Source organism: Staphylococcus lugdunensis (assembly GCF_001558775.1).
Taxonomy (GTDB): Bacteria; Bacillota; Bacilli; order Staphylococcales; family Staphylococcaceae; genus Staphylococcus; species Staphylococcus lugdunensis.
Map to the genome: position 1 here is coordinate 1,423,286 of NZ_CP014022.1, position 21,019 is coordinate 1,444,304.

The 21,019-nt window shown below is 34.6% G+C and carries 17 protein-coding genes, 1 riboswitch and 1 other annotated feature; of the genes, 11 read left to right on the plus strand and 6 right to left on the minus strand.

Going from position 1 to position 21,019, the window contains the following annotated elements:
* Positions 1–33 precede the first annotated feature (33 nt).
* The 5 genes from rsmG to rpmH all read right to left on the minus strand — a co-directional run bounded on the left by rsmG (position 34) and on the right by rpmH (position 4,779).
* Positions 34–756 carry a 16S rRNA (guanine(527)-N(7))-methyltransferase RsmG gene (gene rsmG, locus AL499_RS06750; protein WP_002492043.1) on the minus strand — a complete coding sequence of 241 codons (723 nt, stop codon included), beginning with the start codon at positions 754–756 and terminating at the stop codon, positions 34–36.
* On the minus strand, positions 753–2,633 hold the full coding sequence (mnmG, locus tag AL499_RS06755; RefSeq protein ID WP_002479206.1) for a tRNA uridine-5-carboxymethylaminomethyl(34) synthesis enzyme MnmG: 1,881 nt from the start codon (positions 2,631–2,633) through the stop codon (positions 753–755). The genes rsmG and mnmG overlap by 4 nt, the downstream gene beginning before the upstream one ends.
* A gap of 52 nt (positions 2,634–2,685) precedes the next feature.
* Entirely contained in the window at positions 2,686–4,065 is a 1,380-nt protein-coding gene (mnmE, locus tag AL499_RS06760; RefSeq protein ID WP_002492059.1) for a tRNA uridine-5-carboxymethylaminomethyl(34) synthesis GTPase MnmE, read from the minus strand.
* A gap of 149 nt (positions 4,066–4,214) precedes the next feature.
* Positions 4,215–4,562 (minus strand): ribonuclease P protein component, encoded by a 348-nt coding sequence (rnpA, locus tag AL499_RS06765; RefSeq protein ID WP_002461042.1) that lies wholly within the window; start codon positions 4,560–4,562, stop codon positions 4,215–4,217.
* Positions 4,563–4,641: 79 nt separating this feature from the next.
* On the minus strand, positions 4,642–4,779 hold the full coding sequence (rpmH, locus tag AL499_RS06770) for a 50S ribosomal protein L34 (RefSeq protein WP_000240855.1): 138 nt from the start codon (positions 4,777–4,779) through the stop codon (positions 4,642–4,644).
* Between the two features lie 650 nt (positions 4,780–5,429).
* On the opposite strand from rpmH, the gene dnaA reads away from it, so the two are divergent.
* The 6 genes from dnaA (at position 5,430) to gyrA (ending at position 14,586) form a co-directional block, all read left to right on the plus strand.
* Positions 5,430–6,797, plus strand: coding sequence for a chromosomal replication initiator protein DnaA (gene dnaA / locus AL499_RS06775; RefSeq protein WP_002492036.1), 1,368 nt, complete (start codon positions 5,430–5,432; stop codon positions 6,795–6,797).
* Positions 6,798–7,083: 286 nt separating this feature from the next.
* Positions 7,084–8,217 carry a DNA polymerase III subunit beta gene (dnaN, locus tag AL499_RS06780; protein WP_002461039.1) on the plus strand — a complete coding sequence of 378 codons (1,134 nt, stop codon included), beginning with the start codon at positions 7,084–7,086 and terminating at the stop codon, positions 8,215–8,217.
* Positions 8,218–8,566: 349 nt separating this feature from the next.
* The gene (yaaA, locus tag AL499_RS06785; protein WP_002461038.1) at positions 8,567–8,809 is read left to right on the plus strand and encodes a S4 domain-containing protein YaaA; all 243 of its coding nucleotides are present in this window, start codon (positions 8,567–8,569) and stop codon (positions 8,807–8,809) included.
* Positions 8,806–9,921: a DNA replication/repair protein RecF gene (gene recF / locus AL499_RS06790; protein WP_002492041.1), complete on the plus strand. Its 1,116-nt coding sequence runs from the start codon at positions 8,806–8,808 to the stop codon at positions 9,919–9,921. Before yaaA ends, recF begins: the two co-directional genes overlap by 4 nt.
* 9 nt (positions 9,922–9,930) lie before the next feature.
* Positions 9,931–11,865: a DNA topoisomerase (ATP-hydrolyzing) subunit B gene (gene gyrB / locus AL499_RS06795; protein WP_002461035.1), complete on the plus strand. Its 1,935-nt coding sequence runs from the start codon at positions 9,931–9,933 to the stop codon at positions 11,863–11,865.
* A 36-nt stretch (positions 11,866–11,901) separates the two neighbouring features.
* The gene (gyrA, locus tag AL499_RS06800; protein ID WP_002492068.1) at positions 11,902–14,586 is read left to right on the plus strand and encodes a DNA gyrase subunit A; all 2,685 of its coding nucleotides are present in this window, start codon (positions 11,902–11,904) and stop codon (positions 14,584–14,586) included.
* A 157-nt stretch (positions 14,587–14,743) separates the two neighbouring features.
* Here the strand turns inward: gyrA and AL499_RS06805 are convergent, their stop codons facing one another.
* Positions 14,744–15,562, minus strand: coding sequence for an NAD(P)H-hydrate dehydratase (locus AL499_RS06805; protein WP_002461032.1), 819 nt, complete (start codon positions 15,560–15,562; stop codon positions 14,744–14,746).
* A gap of 251 nt (positions 15,563–15,813) precedes the next feature.
* Positions 15,814–16,017, plus strand: a binding site (T-box leader).
* Positions 16,018–16,083: 66 nt separating this feature from the next.
* Between AL499_RS06805 and serS the strand changes: the two genes are divergently transcribed.
* The 5 genes from serS to AL499_RS06830 all read left to right on the plus strand — a co-directional run bounded on the left by serS (position 16,084) and on the right by AL499_RS06830 (position 21,007).
* Entirely contained in the window at positions 16,084–17,367 is a 1,284-nt protein-coding gene (gene serS / locus AL499_RS06810; RefSeq protein WP_002479198.1) for a serine--tRNA ligase, read from the plus strand.
* Positions 17,368–17,660: 293 nt separating this feature from the next.
* Positions 17,661–18,356, plus strand: coding sequence for an AzlC family ABC transporter permease (locus AL499_RS06815; RefSeq protein WP_002461029.1), 696 nt, complete (start codon positions 17,661–17,663; stop codon positions 18,354–18,356).
* Positions 18,353–18,682 (plus strand): AzlD domain-containing protein, encoded by a 330-nt coding sequence (locus tag AL499_RS06820; protein ID WP_002479197.1) that lies wholly within the window; start codon positions 18,353–18,355, stop codon positions 18,680–18,682. Before AL499_RS06815 ends, AL499_RS06820 begins: the two co-directional genes overlap by 4 nt.
* Before the next feature lie 88 nt (positions 18,683–18,770).
* Positions 18,771–18,869, plus strand: a riboswitch (SAM riboswitch).
* A 66-nt stretch (positions 18,870–18,935) separates the two neighbouring features.
* Positions 18,936–19,904 (plus strand): homoserine O-acetyltransferase MetX, encoded by a 969-nt coding sequence (metX, locus tag AL499_RS06825; RefSeq protein WP_002492027.1) that lies wholly within the window; start codon positions 18,936–18,938, stop codon positions 19,902–19,904.
* Between the two features lie 173 nt (positions 19,905–20,077).
* Positions 20,078–21,007, plus strand: coding sequence for a DUF2232 domain-containing protein (locus AL499_RS06830; protein ID WP_002479195.1), 930 nt, complete (start codon positions 20,078–20,080; stop codon positions 21,005–21,007).
* Positions 21,008–21,019: the final 12 nt, after the last annotated feature.

Below are 21,019 nucleotides of genomic sequence, written 5' to 3' on the forward strand. Positions count from 1 at the left end.
GCTCCTTCTCATTTGAGGTTATTTTAATCTGTTTTATTTTTCAAGTAAAGGAGATTTATTAGGTGTACCAGGTTTTCTCGGATACTTTTTAGCTGTTTGTCGTTGTTTATCGATAACAATCATTTGTCTTTCACCAGCATTTTCAGGTAAGTCAAAATTGAATGTCATTGCTAGTTTACCGCCTAAAACGTTAATAGCAAATTGCGCTTCTTCGAGTTCTTCGCCACCTTTTGACGACTTCAATGCAATAAACTGACCGCCTTTTTTCACAAGAGGTAAGCATAATTCACTAAGTACCGTTAAACGAGCCACAGCCCTTGCTGTTACAATATCATAAGACTCCCTGTAGACACCTTTACCAAAGGTTTCTGCACGATCATGAATAAAGCTAACATCTTGTAATTCTAGCTCACTAGCTAAATGATTAAGAAATTGAATGCGCTTATTCAGTGAATCAACAATTGTAACTTTCAAAGTTGGATAAACGATTTTTAATGGAATGCTAGGAAAACCAGCTCCTGCACCAACATCACAAACAGTTAATGGTTGATTAAAATCATGATAAAAACTTGGTGTAATAGAATCATAGAAATGTTTTAAATAAACATCATGTTCATCGGTAATACTTGTTAAATTCATCTTTTCATTCCACTCAACAAGTAATTGATAATACGTTTGAAATTGTGCTTGTTGTTTTTCAGTCAATACAATATCATGTTCTTTTAATTTCTCAGTTAACCATTTTACAGCGTTCATTCGCTTTTCACCCTTTGCAACTTACCTTGTTCTAAATACACAAGTAAAATTGAAATATCTGCAGGATTAACACCTGAAATACGTGATGCTTGTGCGATATTCAATGGTTTAACCTTGGCTAATTTTTCACGTGCTTCCGTTGCCAAACTATCGACTTTACTATAATCCAAGTCTTCTGGAATTTTCTTTTGTTCCATACGTTTCACTTTTTCTACTTGTTGTAATGATTTATTGATATAACCTTCATATTTTGTTTGTATTTCAACTTGTTCAGCAACTGCTTCAGGCAATTGATGTGCTTCTCCTAAAATTTCTAAAATAGTATCATACGTCATTTCAGGACGACGTAATAAATCAATAGCTAGAATACCATCTTTAAGCTGAGAACCTCCATGTGCTTCAATCACAGATTGCGTATGTGCATTTGGTTTAATGCGAATATGAGTTAAACGGTCAATTTCATCTTGAATTTGTTGACGTTTTTCATTAAAACGTGCATAGCGTGCTTCAGAAATCATACCTAATTCATAGCCTATGTCAGTCAAGCGTAAATCAGCATTATCATGACGAAGTAATAAGCGATATTCGGCACGAGAAGTTAATAAACGATATGGTTCATTGGTACCTTTAGTTACCAAATCATCAATTAACACACCAATATATGCATCTGAACGACTTAGAATTTTTTCACCTGTGCCTAGCACTTTTCCTGCAGCATTAATACCAGCCATAATACCTTGGCCAGCCGCTTCTTCATATCCAGACGTACCGTTAATTTGTCCTGCAGTATATAGGTTTTTAATCTTTTTCGTTTCTAATGTAGGCCATAATTGAGTTGGCACAATCGCATCATATTCAATTGCATAACCTGCACGCATCATATCAGCTTTTTCAAGACCAGGAATGGTTTCTAACATTTGACGTTGTACGTGTTCAGGAAGGCTTGTAGATAACCCTTGAACATATACTTCATTCGTATTGCGACCTTCTGGCTCTAAGAATAACTGATGGCGTGGTTTATCATTAAAGCGCACAAACTTATCTTCAATTGAAGGACAATAGCGTGGTCCTGTACCTTTAATCATACCTGAATACATCGCTGATAAATGTAAATTATCATCGATGACTTTATGTGTTTCGCCATTAGTATAAGTTAGCCAACATGGCAATTGATCTAAAATATATTCCGTTGTTTCAAAGCTAAATGCTCGACCTACATCATCACCTGGTTGAATTTCTGTTTTAGAATAATCAATGGTTTTCGCATTAACACGTGGTGGCGTTCCAGTTTTAAAACGAACTACTTCAAAGCCGAGTTCTCTTAAATTATCTGCTAACGTAATAGATGGTAATTGATGGTTCGGCCCACTTGAATATTTCATATTTCCTAAAATAATTTCACCACGTAAAAATGTTCCTGTAGTAATGACTACTGCTTTAGCATGATATTCTGTACCAATATTTGTACGCACACCTTTAACTACATTATCTTCAATAATTAAATCATCAACCATACCTTGCATAATATCTAAATGTGCTTCGTCTTCAATAACGCGTTTCATTTCTTGTTGGTATAGCACTTTGTCAGCTTGAGCGCGTAGTGCTCTTACTGCAGGTCCTTTACCTGTGTTTAACATGCGCATTTGAATGTGTGTTTTATCAATTGTTTTCGCCATTTGGCCACCTAACGCATCGATTTCTCTTACCACGATACCCTTTGCTGGCCCACCAACTGATGGATTACATGGCATAAACGCTATATTATCTAAATTGATGGTTAACATTAATGTTTTAGCGCCACGACGCGCAGAAGCTAAACCTGCTTCAATACCTGCGTGACCAGCACCAATAACAATCACGTCATAATTTTGTGTCATGATTCAACCTCCCTTTTCCATTTACATATTTATAGACTACCAATCCACTTATTTATTTTCCTAAACAGAATTGACTAAATAACTGATTAATAAGTTCATCACTAGCTGATTCACCAATGATTTCACCTAAAATTTCCCATGTTCGTGTTAAATCTATTTGTACCATATCCATTGGAACGCCAGATTCAGCAGCGTTAATAGCATCTTGAATTGCATGTCTTGCCTGTTTGAGCAATGCGATATGACGTGAATTAGAAACATATGTCATATCTTGATTTTGAACATCTCCACCAAAAAATAAATCTCGTATTTGAATTTCAAGTTCATCTATACCTTCTTGTTTAAGCATAGATGTTTGTATCAATGGTTTATTACCAATCATTTCCTGAACTTCTTCAATGTTTAATTGCTGTGCTAAATCTGTTTTATTAACAATTACGATAACATCTTCATTTTCAATTACTTCAAATAAAGTACGATCTTCTTTTGTTAAAGGCTCATTATAATTAAGAACAAACAAAATTAAATCGGCTTGACTTAAAGCTTTACGAGAACGTTCAACACCTATTTTTTCTACTATATCTTCTGTGTCTCTAATACCTGCTGTATCAACTAATCTTAATGGTACGCCTCTTACGTTAACGTATTCTTCTAACACATCACGTGTTGTTCCTGCAACTTCGGTCACGATTGCTTTATTATCTTGAATAAGGTTGTTAAGCATTGAAGACTTGCCTACGTTTGGCTTACCAACGATGACTGTTGATAAACCTTCTCGCATGATCTTACCTTGAGCACCTGTCTCTAATAACTTGTCAATCTCGGCTTTAATATTTTTAGATTGTTCCAATAAAAATTCGGTCGTAGCATCTTCGACATCATCGTATTCAGGATAATCGATATTCACTTCTACCTGTGCCAATATTTCTAAAATAGATTGTCGCTGTCGTTTTATTAAATCACTTAAACGCCCTTCAATTTGATTCATCGCAACTTTTGATGCGCGGTCTGTTTTAGAGCGAATAAAATCCATAACTGCTTCTGCTTGTGATAAGTCTATCCGTCCATTTAAAAAGGCACGTTTAGAATATTCTCCTGGTTCAGCCATCCTTGCACCATGAGTCATAGTCAATTCTAACACGCGATTAATGGTCAATATGCCGCCGTGACAATTAATTTCAATGATATCTTCTCTAGTAAACGTTTTAGGCGCACGTAATACAGATATCATTACTTCTTCTACTACTTCATTCGTTTCAGGATCAACAATATGACCGTAGTTTATCGTATGAGAATCGACTTCAGCTAATTTGTATTTCCCTTTATAAAGCTTATCACCGATTTCAATTGCTTGTGGTCCTGATAGTCTGACTATTCCAATAGCACCTTCTCCCATCGGTGTCGAAATACTAGTAATTGTATCGAAATCCATAACGCTACTCGCCTCCTTATTCAAGTAAAATTTCATTTTAACATTGTAAATTGTTTCATTTTAAATTGCGAGTATCCCGCTTTATATCTTTAGGTAAGTGTTCGGTTTGTCTGATGTTAGACTTACGGATGTCTAATTATTTCGTCTTGCTAAATTTTTTTATTAAATACTTTAGCTATTTTTAAGACATGTTCCAAACTACTTTGAATTTCTAAAGTCGTCATATTTTTAGCTGGATGCCTAGCAATAACAATGATGTCTTTGGCAATAATATCTTGTTTGTGTACTTTAAAATTCTCTCTGATCGCACGTTTAATCTTATTGCGTATCACTGCATTCCCAATCTTCTTAGAAACACTGATACCTAAGCGAAAATGAGCTATCTGATTCTGATATGTGTATACGACAAATTGTCTGTTTGCTACTGACTTTCCATGGCGATAAATCAATTGAAAATCAGCATTTTTTTTAATTCGATATGCTTTTTCCACGTCCACATCACTCGCTTAATTCATTATCTTATTTTAATATAATACATTCTAAACGAAAAAAAAGACCACTGATGAATCAGTGATCTTATGCTGATAAAACTTTGCGACCTTTACGACGACGACGCGCCAATACTTTGCGGCCGTTTTTAGTGCTCATACGTTTTCTGAAACCGTGCACTTTACTGTGTTTACGTTTATTTGGTTGATAAGTACGTTTTACCATGCAAAACACCTCCATCTTTAACTAATAACTAACTCTTTTCATTCACCTGAGCCAATGAAACTGATTATTTTAATAGATAAATATCATTTCTGTTTATCAGAAATCTTCATTTGTTTTCGTTTTATCTAGTCATAATTCAAGCAACTACTACAATATAACAAAATACTTTTTATAAAGCAAGATAGTTTTAGCTGAACACCAAAAATATTTTCATCACAGTTTTAATGAAAATAAACACTACATATATTTCAATTTAAAAGCAATCAGTATAATTATTTCCCGTAACTGTTATCGTCAAAATATGAGACGTGCATAAGTTATCCACTTATACACAAAAACAACCAAATAAGCTGTGGATAATTTTGCAGTTATGCACATAGTTACGCTCGATTTAACCACATATTCACAGTTATTTGACATGTTCTAAGCTTAACAATTATAATTGTGTGGATAAGTTGCTCGAATATTGATTTTATAAGGGGTTATTTATTCAAATTATATACAATTTGGTTGTGAATAAAGAGATAAACTAAGTGAGTTATCCACTATTTGTGATTAACTTGTGGATAATTATTAACATATTGTGATTATCTTTATCCACCATACTGAATTTTGTGTATAAGTCAAAATTAAAGAAAGATGGAGTTTTTATGTCAGAACAAGAAATCTGGGAAAAAGTTTTAGAAGCAGCAAAGTTACATATTTCAGAAACAAGCATGAACACCTTTTTAAAAGATTCGGAACTATACAAAATTGAAAATAATACAGCAATTGTGCTTGTTGGTTATGAATTTTATGCTAGTTGGCTCAACCAAAAGTACTCAGCCATATTCGAATCCATCTTTTCAGAGATAATGGGATTAGATATTACACCTAAGTTTCTTACAGCCGAACAACTTGCTGAAATTGTTAGTGAAGGGGATTCAGCATCTAAAAAAGCGCCTGCATCATCAAAAGCTAAAGCAGAGGATGAACATGACGCGCACGTAGGTACTGATCAATTTAATACACATAATACCTTCGATACATTTGTCATTGGGCCAGGTAATAGATTTCCGCATGCCGCAAGTTTAGCAGTTGCTGAAGCGCCTGCCGAAGCATACAATCCTTTATTTATCTATGGTGGTGTTGGACTAGGTAAAACACATTTAATGCATGCAATTGGACATCATGTTTTAAGTAATAATCCTAATGCCAAAGTGCTTTATACTTCTAGTGAAAAATTTACAAATGAATTTATCAAATCTATTCGTGACGGCGAAAATGAAGCCTTTCGTGAAAAATATCGAAATATTGATGTGCTGTTAATCGATGATATTCAATTTATTCAAAACAAAGAGCAAACACAAGAAGAGTTCTTCCATACATTCAATGAATTACATCAAAATAATAAGCAAATCGTTATTTCTAGTGACCGTCCTCCAAAGGAAATCGCTAAACTGGAAGACCGCTTACGCTCGCGCTTTGAATGGGGATTAATCGTTGATATTACACCACCAGATTATGAAACACGTATGGCAATCTTACAGAAGAAAATGGAAGAAGAAAACTTAGAAATACCAATGGAAGCCTTAAACTATATAGCTAATCAAATTCAATCAAATATTAGAGAATTAGAAGGTGCACTAACCAGATTATTGGCTTATTCTCAGTTGCAAGGACGACCTATTACTACTGAACTCACTGCTGAAGCACTCAAAGATATCATTCAAGTTCCAAAATCTAAGAAAATAACAATACAAGATATTCAAAAAGTTGTTGGCCAGTACTATAGTGTACGGATTGAAGATTTTAGTGCAAAGAAACGTACCAAATCCATTGCATATCCAAGACAAATTGCAATGTATCTGTCTCGCGAACTTACTGATTTCTCATTGCCTAAAATAGGTGAAGAATTCGGAGGACGTGACCATACGACAGTTATTCATGCGCATGAGAAGATTGCAAATGATATTAAAACCGATTCAACTTTCAAACAAGAAGTAGAAAATCTTGAAAAAGAAATTAGGAATCAATAAGTGGGAAATTATTTTCATTGTTTAGCTATAGATTAGCCCGTCAATTTATGGGAATATATAACTGTAATATTTCTTAAATGAGACTATATATTTAAAATACGATAATGTGATTTTGTGGATAATGTGTAAAAGTCATACACACAGTACACAGTTTATCCACATGTGCATAACTTAGCTATCATCAATGATTGAGAGACTTATCCACTAATCCACAAGCCCTACTACTATTACTATGAATTTAAAACCTATATAATTATATATAAACGACTGGAAGGAGTTTAATTTAATGATGGAATTCACAATAAAACGAGATTACTTTATTACACAACTCAATGATACGTTAAAAGCAATCTCACCTAGAACAACATTACCGATTTTAACTGGTATTAAAATTGATGCTAAAGATAATGAAGTGATTTTGACCGGTTCAGATTCAGAGATATCTATTGAAATTACAATACCCAAACAAGTAGATGGTGAAGATATTGTTACCATTTCTGAAACTGGTTCAGTTGTACTTCCTGGTCGTTTCTTCGTTGATATCATTAAAAAGTTACCAGGAAATGAAGTTAAACTATCTACAAACGAACAATTTCAAACACTTATTACATCTGGACATTCTGAATTCAATCTTAGTGGCTTAGATCCAGATCAATATCCACTATTACCACAAGTTTCAAGAGACGATGCGATTCAACTATCGGTTAAAGTACTAAAAAATGTGATAGCACAAACGAATTTCGCAGTGTCCACCTCAGAAACACGACCAGTATTAACTGGGGTTAACTGGCTTATACAAGATAATGAATTAATATGCACAGCAACCGATTCACATCGTTTGGCTGTTAGAAAATTGCAGTTAGAAGATAACTCAGAAAATAAAAATGTCATCATTCCAGGAAAGGCTTTATCTGAATTAAATAAAATTATGAGTGATAGTGAAGAAGATATTGATATCTTTTTTGCACAAAACCAAGTTTTATTTAAAGTTGGCCATATCAACTTCACATCTCGTTTGTTAGAAGGACATTATCCAGATACAACACGCTTGTTCCCTGAAAATTATGAAATCAAATTAGGCATTGATAATGGTGAGTTTTATCATGCGATTGATCGTGCGTCATTATTAGCACGTGAAGGTGGAAATAATGTCATTAAATTAAGTACAGGAAATGACGTCGTTGAATTATCTTCAACATCTCCTGAAATTGGTACAGTTAAAGAAGAAGTAAATGCAACCAATGTTGAGGGCGGAAATTTAAAAATTTCATTTAATTCTAAATACATGATGGATGCGTTAAAAGCCATCGATAATGATGAAGTAGAAATAGAATTCTTTGGAACAATGAAACCATTCATTTTAAAACCTAAAGCCGATGACTCAGTAACACAGCTTATCTTGCCAATCCGCACATATTAAAACACATAGCGTATATGATTTAGTTCAAATCAAACAAAAGAGAGCAATCTTGCTTTCTTTTGTTTATCAATGCTTCATATAAAGCCTCTAAGAGCTTAAATTAGAGGCTAATTTTTAATTTATGATGAAGTTTTAGTAAATATGTTAAATGCGTTGTATGCCCCTTTAAAATGCAAAAAACGATATAAGCTACTTTAAACCTCTACTTATTCTCATTTTTACTGTATTGCATCATTTTTTATTGTAAATAACAAAATAAATTATTTGTTAAGCGCTTACACACTTTCTTTTAAATGAAATTTCCTGATAAAACAGGTATAATATACTAATGATATGAAAAAGAAACGGAGTGATTAATTTGGTTCAAGAAATTGCTGTTGCAGGAGACATTACTTTAGGTCAATTTTTGAAGACTGAGGGTATTATTGAATCTGGTGGACAAGCAAAATGGTTTCTCCAAGATGTTGAAGTCTTGATTAATGGAAGTCGAGAAACACGTCGTGGTAAAAAATTAACACATCATGATCGCATTGCTATTCCAGAAATTTCTGAAATAGACGACTTCATTATCATTCATCAAGGTGAACAATGAAATTAAAAACACTCCAATTAGAAAACTATCGTAACTATGAAGCAGTTACGTTAAATTGTCATCCAGAAGTGAATATCCTTATTGGTGAGAACGCTCAAGGGAAGACGAATTTACTTGAATCAATTTATACTTTGGCATTGGCTAAAAGCCACCGTACTTCAAATGACAAAGAGCTTATACGTTTTAAAGCTGAGTATGCTAAAATAGAAGGTGAGCTAAATTATCGCCACGGAACAATGCCACTAACAATGTTTATAACTAAAAAGGGCAAACAAGTTAAAGTGAACCACTTAGAACAAAGTCGACTAACTCAATATGTCGGTCATTTAAACGTGGTTCTTTTTGCACCTGAAGATTTAAATATTGTTAAGGGGTCTCCACAAATAAGACGTCGATTTATCGATATGGAATTAGGACAAATATCAGCAGTATATCTGAATGATTTGGCTCAGTATCAGCGTATTCTTAAACAAAAGAATAATTACTTAAAGCAGTTACAATACGGACATAAGACGGACGTCACTATGTTAGAAGTCCTAAATCAACAGTTTGCGCAATATGCATTAAATGTCACTTTAAGACGCGAGCATTTTATTCATGATTTAGAAGCTCTAGCACAGCCCATTCATGCGGGAATAACAAACGATAAAGAAGCGTTATTACTTAATTATTTACCAAGTATTAAATTAAGTGATACAAGCCAAGATGAATCTATTTTATTGTCAGAAGTAATTACGTTTTTAAATGACAATCTTGATAGAGAAATTGATCGTGGTGTTTGTCTTTTCGGTCCGCATAGAGACGATTTGGGATTTAATGTAAATAGCATGGATGCACAGACTTATGGTTCACAAGGTCAACAACGTACGACGGCGTTATCAATTAAACTAGCAGAAATTGAATTAATGAATATTGAAGTTGGGGAATATCCAATCTTATTACTGGATGACGTTTTAAGTGAATTAGATGATTCGAGACAAACACATTTATTAAGTACGATTCAACATAAAGTACAAACATTTGTAACGACAACATCGGTAGACGGTATCGACCATGACATTATGAATAATGCAAGGTTATATCGCATTAACCAAGGTGAAATTATTAAGTAACAGAAAGTGATGGTGACTACATTGTCAGATGTAAACAACACAGATAACTATGGTGCTGGACAGATACAAGTATTAGAAGGTCTTGAAGCGGTTCGAAAAAGACCAGGTATGTATATTGGCTCGACTTCAGAAAGAGGTCTACATCATTTAGTTTGGGAAATTGTAGATAATAGTATTGATGAAGCTTTAGCAGGATATGCAGATCAAATAGAAGTAATTATTGAAAAGGATAATTGGATTAAAGTAACGGATAATGGCCGTGGCATTCCAGTTGATATTCAAGAAAAAATGGGGCGCCCAGCAGTTGAAGTTATCTTAACAGTCTTACATGCCGGCGGTAAATTTGGCGGCGGAGGCTATAAAGTTTCGGGTGGACTTCATGGTGTAGGATCTTCCGTTGTAAATGCGTTATCCGAAGACTTAGAAGTCTATGTACATCGAAATGAAACGATTTACCATCAAGCTTATAAAAAAGGTGTCCCTCAATTTGATTTAAAAGAAGTTGGGGAAACAGATAAAACAGGTACGGTGATTCGCTTTAAAGCGGATAGCGAAATTTTTACCGAAACAACAGTATATGATTACGATACATTGCAAAAGCGTATTCGTGAGCTAGCCTTCTTAAATAAAGGTATTTCTATCACATTAAAAGATGAACGTGATGATGAAGAACAACGAGAAGATACATATCATTACGAAGGCGGTATTAAATCATATGTTGAGTTAATGAATGAAAATAAAGAGCCGATTCATGAAGAACCGATTTATATTCATCAAATGAAAGATGATATTGAAATCGAAATAGCCATTCAATATAACAGTGGTTATGCGACGAATTTATTATCTTATGCGAATAATATACACACGTATGAAGGCGGAACGCATGAAGATGGTTTTAAACGTGCACTAACACGTGTATTAAATAGCTATGGTACAAAAAGTAAGATTATTAAAGAAGACAAAGATAGATTGTCAGGTGAAGATACACGAGAAGGTTTAACGGCCGTAGTGTCAATCAAACATGGTGATCCACAGTTTGAAGGACAAACAAAAACAAAATTAGGAAACTCAGAAGTACGTCAAGTGGTAGATAAACTATTTTCTGAGTATTTCGAGCGCTTCTTATATGAAAATCCAAATGTGGCACGCATCATTGTTGAAAAAGGAATTATGGCTTCACGTGCACGCGTTGCAGCTAAAAAGGCGCGAGAAGTAACACGCCGTAAATCTCATTTAGAAATTTCAAGCTTACCAGGTAAATTAGCAGACTGTTCAAGTAAAAATCCTGATGAAAGTGAAATCTTTATTGTAGAGGGTGACTCTGCCGGGGGGTCTACGAAAGAAGGTCGTGACTCTAGAACACAAGCAATTTTGCCGTTAAGAGGTAAAATCTTAAATGTTGAAAAGTCACGTTTAGATCGCATACTAAACAATAACGAAATTCGCCAAATGATTACTGCATTTGGTACTGGTATTGGTGGAGAATTTGATATTTCAAAAGCACGTTATCATAAAATTGTTATTATGACGGATGCTGATGTTGATGGTGCGCATATTAGAACGTTATTATTAACATTCTTCTATCGCTTTATGCGTCCACTTATCGAAGCAGGTTATGTTTATATCGCGCAACCACCATTATTTAAGTTAACGCAAGGTAAACAAAAATATTATGTCTTTAATGATAAAGAATTAGATAAATTAAAATCAGAGTTAAGCCCAACACCTAAATGGCAAATTTCTCGATATAAAGGTTTAGGAGAAATGAACGCAGATCAACTTTGGGAAACAACGATGAATCCAGATAATCGTATGATGTTACAAGTAAGATTAGATGATGCCATTGAAGCGGATAAAACATTCGAAATGTTGATGGGTGACGTTGTGGAAAACCGTCGTCAATTTATTGAAGATAATGCGGTATATGCAACTTTAGATTTCTAAGCACTATGAAATGAACTTTTGAAGGAGGATTTCTTGATGGCTGACTTACCACAATCAAGAATTAATGAACGAAATATAACCAGTGAAATGCGAGAATCATTCTTAGACTACGCCATGAGTGTTATCGTTTCACGTGCTTTACCTGATGTTCGAGATGGTTTGAAACCTGTACACAGACGTATACTATACGGTTTAAATGAACAAGGTATGACACCAGATAAACCATATAAGAAATCAGCACGTATCGTGGGTGATGTAATGGGGAAATATCACCCTCATGGTGACTCGTCAATTTATGATGCAATGGTTAGAATGGCGCAAACGTTTAGCTATCGTTATCCGCTCGTAGATGGTCAAGGTAACTTTGGTTCTATGGATGGTGATGGCGCTGCAGCAATGCGTTACACCGAAGCAAAAATGACTAAAATTACGCTAGAACTTCTTCGAGACATCAATAAAGACACGATTGACTTTTTAGATAATTATGATGGTACTGAAAGAGAGCCGGCAGTCTTACCAGCACGCTTCCCTAACTTATTAGTTAACGGTGCATCAGGTATTGCAGTAGGTATGGCTACTAACATTCCTCCACATAATTTAACTGAAGTCATTGATGGTGTGTTAAATCTCAGTAAGAACCCAGACATAACCATTGCTGAATTAATGGAAGATATTAAAGGTCCGGACTTCCCAACCTCTGGTATAATTTTAGGAAAAAGTGGTATTCGTCGTGCATATGAAACAGGTCGAGGTTCCATTCAAATGCGTGCACGCGCAGAAATTGAAGAACGTGGTGGCGGTCGTCAGCGTATAGTCGTCACAGAAATTCCTTATCAAGTTAACAAAGCTCGTATGATTGAAAAAATTGCTGAATTGGTACGTGATAAAAAAGTAGACGGTATTACTGATTTACGTGATGAAACAAGCTTACGCACCGGTGTAAGAGTTGTAATTGATATTCGTAAAGATGCTAATGCCAACGTAATTCTAAATAATTTATACAAGTTAACGCCATTACAAACATCATTTGGTGCGAATATGATTGCCCTTGTTGATGGGCGACCAAAGTTAATTAACTTAAAAGAAGCATTAGTACAATATTTAGAACATCAAAAGGTTGTTGTACGTCGTCGTACAGAATATAACTTAAGAAAAGCAAAAGATCGTGCCCACATCCTTGAAGGTTTACGTATTGCGTTAGATCATATTGATGAAATTATTAGCACTATCCGCGAGTCAGAGACGGACAAAGTGGCAATGACTAGCTTACAAGAACGCTTTAAGTTAACTGAGCGACAAGCTCAAGCAATTTTAGATATGCGTTTGCGCCGTTTAACTGGATTAGAACGAGATAAAATCGAAGCGGAATATAATGAATTATTGGCATACATCGATGAACTTGAACGAATTTTAGCTGATGAAGAGGTCTTATTACAATTAGTGCGTGATGAACTGACTGAAATTAAAGAGCGTTTTGGTGATGAACGTCGAACGGAAATTCAGTTAGGTGGCATTGATAATATTGAGGATGAAGACCTCATTCCTGAAGAACAAATCGTGATTACGTTAAGTCATAATAACTACATTAAACGATTACCAGTATCAACTTACCGTGCTCAAAATAGAGGCGGCAGAGGTGTGCAAGGTATGAATACATTAGAAGAAGACTTTGTTAGCCAATTGGTTACGTTAAGTACACATGACCATGTGCTCTTCTTTACGAATAAGGGTCGTGTCTACAAACTTAAAGGCTATGAAGTACCAGAATTATCTCGCCAATCTAAAGGTATTCCAGTCGTTAATGCAATAGAACTTGCGAATGATGAATCAATTAGTACCATGATTGCCGTCAATGACTTAGAAAGCGAAGGTAACTATTTAATTTTTGCTACTAAAAATGGTATTGTGAAGCGTTCAGCATTAAGTAACTTTTCACATATCAATAAAAACGGTAAAATTGCGATTGGCTTTAAAGAAGATGATGAACTTATTGCGGTACGCTTAACAGATGGTCAACAAGATATCTTAATTGGTACAGCACATGCATCACTTATTCGTTTTGCAGAAACATCGCTACGTCCACTTGGTCGTACTGCTGCCGGTGTTAAAGGCATCACTTTAAGAGAAGGAGATACCGTAGTAGGTTTAGATGTTGCTCATTCAGAAAGTGAAGATGAGGTCTTAGTCGTTACTGAAAATGGTTATGGTAAACGTACGCCAGTAAGAGAATATCGCTTGTCTAATCGTGGTGGTAAAGGTATTAAGACTGCTACGATTACGGAACGAAATGGTAACGTTGTTTGTATCACTACAGTTACTGGAGAAGAAGATTTAATGATTGTCACAAATGGTGGCGTTATTATTAGATTAGACGTTCAAGATATTTCACAAAATGGTCGTGCTGCACAAGGTGTAAGATTAATGCGTTTAGGTAATGAACAATTTGTATCAACTGTTGCTAAAGTACAAAATGATTCAGAAGATGATGAACAGAGTGAAGCAATGACAGATGATGATAATAAATTAACTAACGATAGTGAAGAAGTCATTGAAAATAGTGCACCAGGTGATGCAATTCATACAGAGGCTCCTGAAGCAGAACATGAAGATAATGACAATACATCAAATGATGATCGTATTGATGTTAGACAAGATTTTATGGATCGTGTGAACGAAGACATAAATCATAGTGATGCAACTGAAGATGATCATGAAGAATAAATTGGTATAAAAAGAAAACATAGTCACGCTTTAGAGTTGCTAGAATAGTAGTGCAGTTGGCTGACTTTATCAGTGCCCTTTTAGGGCTGGCCAGTATGAAAGGTTTATAGCCGCAAAACAAACCACCCGTGTGAACGGGTGGTTTTAATTTAAAATCTTATGCTTTAACTTCTAATTCTTTCATGACATATGGAATCTTACTGATTAAAGTTGAAGGTGGTACAACGTACATTTTTTCAGAGAGTTTTTCACCAATGTAGCTATGTGTATATGTGGCACTTGTGACAGCGTCTTTATAGTTATCAAATTGTCCTACAAAACTTGTAATCATACCTGCAAGTGTATCACCCATGCCACCTGTAGCCATTGCTGGGCTACCAATAGTAAGCTTGTAATCTTCTTCTTTGAAATAGATTTCTGTACCATGTTTTTTTAAGACAACTGTTGCACCAAGTTTATCAACTGCTTCGCGATTACGTTCGTAAGTTTGTTCTTCAATTGGAATACCACTTAAACGTTCCCATTCCTTTTGATGTGGCGTAAATATAACGTGACATGTCGGAATTTCTGGTTTAAGCTTGCTAAAAATTGTAATTGCATCGCCATCAACAATCAAGGTTTGATGAGGCTGAATATTTTGTAAAAGGAATGTAATCGCATTGTTGCCTTTAAAATCACAACCTAGCCCTGGACCAATCAGGATACAATCGGTATTTTCAATCATTTTAGTCAACATTTTAGTGTCATTAATATCGATAACCATGGCTTCTGGGCAACGTGAATGCAACGCTGAATGGTTTGTAGGATGCGTTGCGACCGTAATCAATCCACTACCACTAAAAACACAAGCGCGTGCTGCTAGCATAATTGCGCCACCTAAATTTACTGTTCCACCAATGAGTAATATTTTGCCGTAATCACCTTTATGTGTTTCATCTTTTCTTTTAGGGATATTAACTGAATTTAACGTTTCCATTATATATCCTCCTTTAACCTATACTTTAACTGTATGATAATGATTAAATGTCTATTTTTTCTATATATTCTAAGTCCTATAAATACAATAGAAAATACTATACCTGTAATCGCATTTCGTCAATAGATTTTATAATGAATTCAAGTAGAAGAAAAAGTGGCAATTTTGTAAATATTATTATCTATACAAGTTATGGCTTAGAATTTAACTTGAAATGTGAAAGATACTTTGCTATATTGAAATTAACTTAATAAGTTATTGTTCGTAGGATAAGTAGTATAAACATGTTGATTTCAGAGAGCTTGTGGTAAAAGTGTGAACAAGTAATCACTATTTATATGAATCTACCTACTCATGTGAGCAATCGGTAATACCGTTATAATAGTGAAGTGCAATTGATGCTTTAGCATGAATTGTTAAATAGGGTGGCAACGCGTAAAGACCACGTCCCTTGTCTAGGGATGTGGTCTTTTTTGTGTTTTGCTGCACTATATATAAATTTTGGGAAGGATGAATATTACATGTTAGATATTAGATTATTTAGAACTGAGCCTGAAAAAGTTAAGGATAAAATTAAACTACGCGGGGATGATCCTAAAGTAGTTGATGACGTGCTTCAATTAGATGAACAACGCCGTAAATTAATTGGTCAAACTGAAGAAATGAAAGCGAATCGCAATAAAGTAAGTGAGCAAATTGCTGAAAAGAAACGCAATCAAGAAAATGCGGATGATGTTATTAAAGAAATGCGTGAGCTAGGCGATAAAATTAAAGAAATTGACACTAAACTTAACGAAATTGATAACAAGATCAAAGATACATTAATCCGCATTCCTAATTTAATCCATGATGATGTGCCACAAGGGGCTTCTGATGAAGAAAACGTAGAACTTAAAAAATGGGGAACGCCACGTGACTTCGACTTTGAGCCAAAAGCACATTGGGATTTAGTTGAAGAATTAAACATGGCTAACTTTGAACGTGCTGCAAAAGTATCAGGTGCGCGTTTTGTTTATTTAACAAAAGACGGTGCACAATTGGAACGTGCTTTGATGAACTATATGATTACGAAACATACAACACAACATGGTTATACTGAAATGATGGTTCCTCAGTTAGTAAATGCTGATACAATGTTTGGTACTGGACAATTACCTAAATTTGAAGAAGATTTATTTAAAGTAGAAAAAGAGGGTCTATACACAATACCTACAGCAGAAGTACCATTAACAAACTATTATCGTGATGAAATTATTCAACCAGGTGTCTTACCTGAAAAATTCACTGGCCAATCTGCTTGTTTCCGTAGTGAAGCTGGATCTGCTGGTAGAGATACAAGAGGTTTAATCCGTTTGCATCAATTCGATAAAGTTGAAATGGTTCGCTTTGAAAAACCAGAAGATTCTTGGAATGCACTAGAAGAAATGACAACGAATGCGGAAGCGATTTTAGAAGAGCTTAAATTACCATATCGTCGTGTTATTCTATGTACTGGAGACATTGGATTCAGTGCTGCTAAAACATATGACTTAGAAGTATGGTTACCAAGTTATAATGATTATAAAGAAATTAGTTCATGCTCAAACTGTACAGATTTCCAAGCGCGTCGTGCAAATATTCGATTCAAACGTGATCATGCTGCTAAGCCAGAATTAGCACATACTTTAAACGGTAGTGGACTTGCTGTAGGACGTACGTTTGCGGCAATTGTTGAAAACTATCAAAATGCTGACGGTTCAATTACTATTCCAGAAGCTTTAGTGCCATTCATGGGCGGTAAAACAGAAATTAAACCAGTTAAATAAATAGCGTTATTTGTTGACGCATCGTTATATGTCATAGATTAAATCATCATACAGGGAAAGATTGAGAAAGATACGAACTCAATGGTTTCCCTGTTTTTTTAATGATAAGTTATTTGAATGCGAGTAGTCTAAATAATTATCAGAAAAATTTATTAAAATTAAAGGTACTTATATAAAGATTTTTAGACATTCGTTTGTCTAACGTCAGACAAACGGAATTATAAAAGGATTGATACAGTTCTAGTGTTATATTAGACTTATCTTGGTTATTAAATAAAAAGAGGAGGCATAAAATGGATACACATCTTTCCTTTAAACAAGGTGTTAAAGAATGTATACCTACATTATTAGGTTATGCAGGTGTAGGTATTTCTTTTGGCATTGTAGCTGCATCACAACATTTTAGTTTATTAGAAATTATCCTTTTATGTCTGATTGTTTATGCGGGAGCAGCTCAGTTTATTATTTGTGCGTTAGTCATTGCAGGTACACCGATTACAGCAATTATCGTGACGACGCTTATTGTCAATTCACGTTTTTTCTTATTATCAATGACACTTGCACCCAATTATAAGCAATATGGGTTATGGAATAGGGTAGGGCTATCTTCAATATTGACAGATGAAACATTTGGCGTGGCTATTTCACCTTATTTAAAAGGTGAAAAAATTAATGATCGCTGGCTTCATGGCTTAAATATTACGGCATATGTCTTTTGGACGATTGCGTCGATTGGCGGTGCCGTGTTTGGCAAATTCATAAGTAATCCTGAAGTTTTTGGACTAGATTACGCTATTACAGCAATGTTTGTCTTCTTAGCTATTGCGCAGTTTGATGCTATTACCAATTCTAAACTTAAAATATACATTGTTTTAATCATCTCTGTTATTGTCATGATGTTTATCTTTAGCTGGTTTATGCCAACTTATGTGGCAATATTATTGTCTGCTATCATTGCTTCGACATTAGGGGTGGTGATGGAACGATGACAACATCTTGGTATATGTTTGCTATTATCTTTTTTAGTGGTTTAGTTACTTTGATAATTCGAATTGTGCCTTTTATTATGATTACACGCATACAATTATCTGAGAAGGTTGTTAAATGGCTGTCTTATATTCCTATTACACTGTTTACTGCATTAGTTGTAGACGCTATGATAAAACAACCATCGCACGGCTTAGGCTTTACTATTAATTTATCATTCGTGATTATTACGATTCCGACTATTGTTGTTGCTTTTATTTCACGCAGTTTGACCATAACAGTTGTGACAGGCATTGTGTTAATGGCGGGGCTTCGTTTATTCTTTTAACCTATACTAAATCGCAGTAAGGCATTGCAGTTATCATATTTTTTAGATAAAATAAATTTAAATTTAACTTAATAATAGACATAAATATATCTTATTATGAGAAGCTGAGGGATTTGGCCCAGTGACGCTTCAGCAACCGACAGTAATGCACGGTGCTAAAACCAACGAGATACTCGAATGATAAGTCAATGACCGCTTCTTACTTCATTTAGAGTAGGAGCGGTTTTTTATATTATTTAAAGGAGGAATAGTCATGATAAATTATACTGTCGATACTTTGGAACTTGGAGCATTTACTACAGAGTCTGGCGAAAAAATAGAAAATTTAAAACTGCGATATGAGCATGTAGGTTATCAAGGGCAGCCTTTGGTTGTGGTTTGCCATGCCTTAACTGGAAATCATTTAACGTATGGAACCAATGAACAGCCAGGTTGGTGGCGTGAAATTATCGATGGTGGTTATATGCCAATTCATGATTATCAATTCCTAACGTTTAATGTGATAGGAAGCCCATTTGGCTCTAGCTCACATCTTACAGACCAACATTTTCCTAAGAAATTGACTTTAAGAGATGTTACCAAAGCAATAGAATTAGGAATTCAAGCATTAGGTTTTAACAAGATTAACATATTAATTGGTGGAAGTCTTGGCGGGATGCAAGTGATGGAATTACTATATAATCGGCGATTTGTTGTTGATAAAGCAGTAATTTTAGCAGCCACCGATAAGACATCATCATACAGTCGTGCATTTAATGAGATTGCTCGTCAAGCCATTCATATCGGTGGTAAAGAAGGTTTGAGTATTGCAAGACAATTAGGATTTTTAACATATCGTTCATCTAAAAGTTATGATGAACGCTTTACTCCTGATGAGGTAGTCAATTATCAACGTTACCAAGGTGATAAATTTAAAGAACATTATGATTTGGATTGCTATTTAACTATGTTAGATGTCTTAGACAGTCATAACGTTGACCGTGGTAGAACAGATGTTGATGAAGTATATCAATCTTTAGATACTAAAGTACTGACAATGGGATTTATCGATGATTTACTATATCCAGATGACCTGGTACAGCAATTAGGCGTACGCTTTAAATATCACCGTCATTTCTTTGTTCCAGATAATGTTGGACATGATGGCTTTTTGCTTAATTTTAATACTTGGGCACCTAATTTATATCATTTTTTAAAGGTATCAACATTTAAACGTAAATGAAGTGACAATCATGGATATTGAGGTAAGACATACGACTGTGTAAAATGTCTAAAGATAAGCTAATTTAGACATTTAAATGAAAGTTACTATGCCAATAAGTCCTTTATTTGTTTTAATATGCTACACGGGTTAAAATAGTGCTTATAGTTAAATTTAGTATAGGAGTGGCGAAGTTGTTTTCAAAAATAGAACCTAAAGCTACTATTATCGGTACGCTTGCATTAATTGTAGTCGCTTTAGTCACATATATATTACCAGAAGTGGGTTGGCTGTTATGTTTATTTGCAACCATTCCTGGAATTATTCTCTGGAATAAGTCAATACCATCATTTGGTTTGGCTACAATTGTGACTTTGGTTATTGCAGTATTATTCGGCAATACAATCGTATTAAGTGCCATGATATTAGTACTTATCTCAAGTATTGTCATCGGACAATTACTTAAAGAACGTGCATCTAAAGAACAGATTCTTTACATAGCGACGACGGTCGCCAGCACAATAACTATTATTGGTTTTATGTTATTACAAGTGTTTGGTCATATTCCCAAGGCACAAGTATTAGTTCGAACAGCAGTAAAACCACTAGAAGATTTATTGGATCAAGCGTATGTTCAAAGTGGCATGAAAGCAGAATATGAACAAACATTAAGTTTTATCATTAAACAATTGTCTATTCAGCTTCCAAGTTATATGATAATAGCAATATTTATCCTTATTTTAATCAATTTGCTTGTCACATTCCCAATTCTTAGAAAGTTTAAAATAGCAACACCAATATTCAAACCATTATTCGCATGGCAGTTTAAACGTTCAGTCTTGTGGTTATATGTTATTGATTTAATATGTGTAATGTTTGCAACACAACCGAGTATCTTCCAAAGTATCGTTATAAACTTACAGATTATGTTATCATTATTGATGTACATCCAAGGATTAAGCGTGATTCATTTCTTCGGAAAAGCAAAACGCATGCCAGACGTAGTAACAATAATATTAATGGTAATTGGGACAATTATTTCGCCAGTAACGCATATTGTTGCACTTATAGGGGTGCTTGATTTAGGAATTAACTTAAAACAGATAATAAAAAAAAGATACTAAAAAGCGAATAGA

Coding starts and splice junctions, on each gene's coding strand:
- mnmE (WP_002492059.1), bottom strand. CDS start 4,065: ATGGATTTCGATACAATTACTAGTATTTCGACACCGATGGGAGAAGGT.
- dnaN (WP_002461039.1), top strand. CDS start 7,084: ATGATGGAATTCACAATAAAACGAGATTACTTTATTACACAACTCAAT.
- metX (WP_002492027.1), top strand. CDS start 18,936: ATGATAAATTATACTGTCGATACTTTGGAACTTGGAGCATTTACTACA.
- mnmG (WP_002479206.1), bottom strand. CDS start 2,633: ATGACACAAAATTATGACGTGATTGTTATTGGTGCTGGTCACGCAGGT.
- dnaA (WP_002492036.1), top strand. CDS start 5,430: ATGTCAGAACAAGAAATCTGGGAAAAAGTTTTAGAAGCAGCAAAGTTA.
- AL499_RS06815 (WP_002461029.1), top strand. CDS start 17,661: ATGGATACACATCTTTCCTTTAAACAAGGTGTTAAAGAATGTATACCT.
- AL499_RS06805 (WP_002461032.1), bottom strand. CDS start 15,562: ATGGAAACGTTAAATTCAGTTAATATCCCTAAAAGAAAAGATGAAACA.
- serS (WP_002479198.1), top strand. CDS start 16,084: ATGTTAGATATTAGATTATTTAGAACTGAGCCTGAAAAAGTTAAGGAT.
- rsmG (WP_002492043.1), bottom strand. CDS start 756: ATGAACGCTGTAAAATGGTTAACTGAGAAATTAAAAGAACATGATATT.
- gyrB (WP_002461035.1), top strand. CDS start 9,931: ATGGTGACTACATTGTCAGATGTAAACAACACAGATAACTATGGTGCT.
- AL499_RS06820 (WP_002479197.1), top strand. CDS start 18,353: ATGACAACATCTTGGTATATGTTTGCTATTATCTTTTTTAGTGGTTTA.
- recF (WP_002492041.1), top strand. CDS start 8,806: ATGAAATTAAAAACACTCCAATTAGAAAACTATCGTAACTATGAAGCA.
- gyrA (WP_002492068.1), top strand. CDS start 11,902: ATGGCTGACTTACCACAATCAAGAATTAATGAACGAAATATAACCAGT.
- rpmH (WP_000240855.1), bottom strand. CDS start 4,779: ATGGTAAAACGTACTTATCAACCAAATAAACGTAAACACAGTAAAGTG.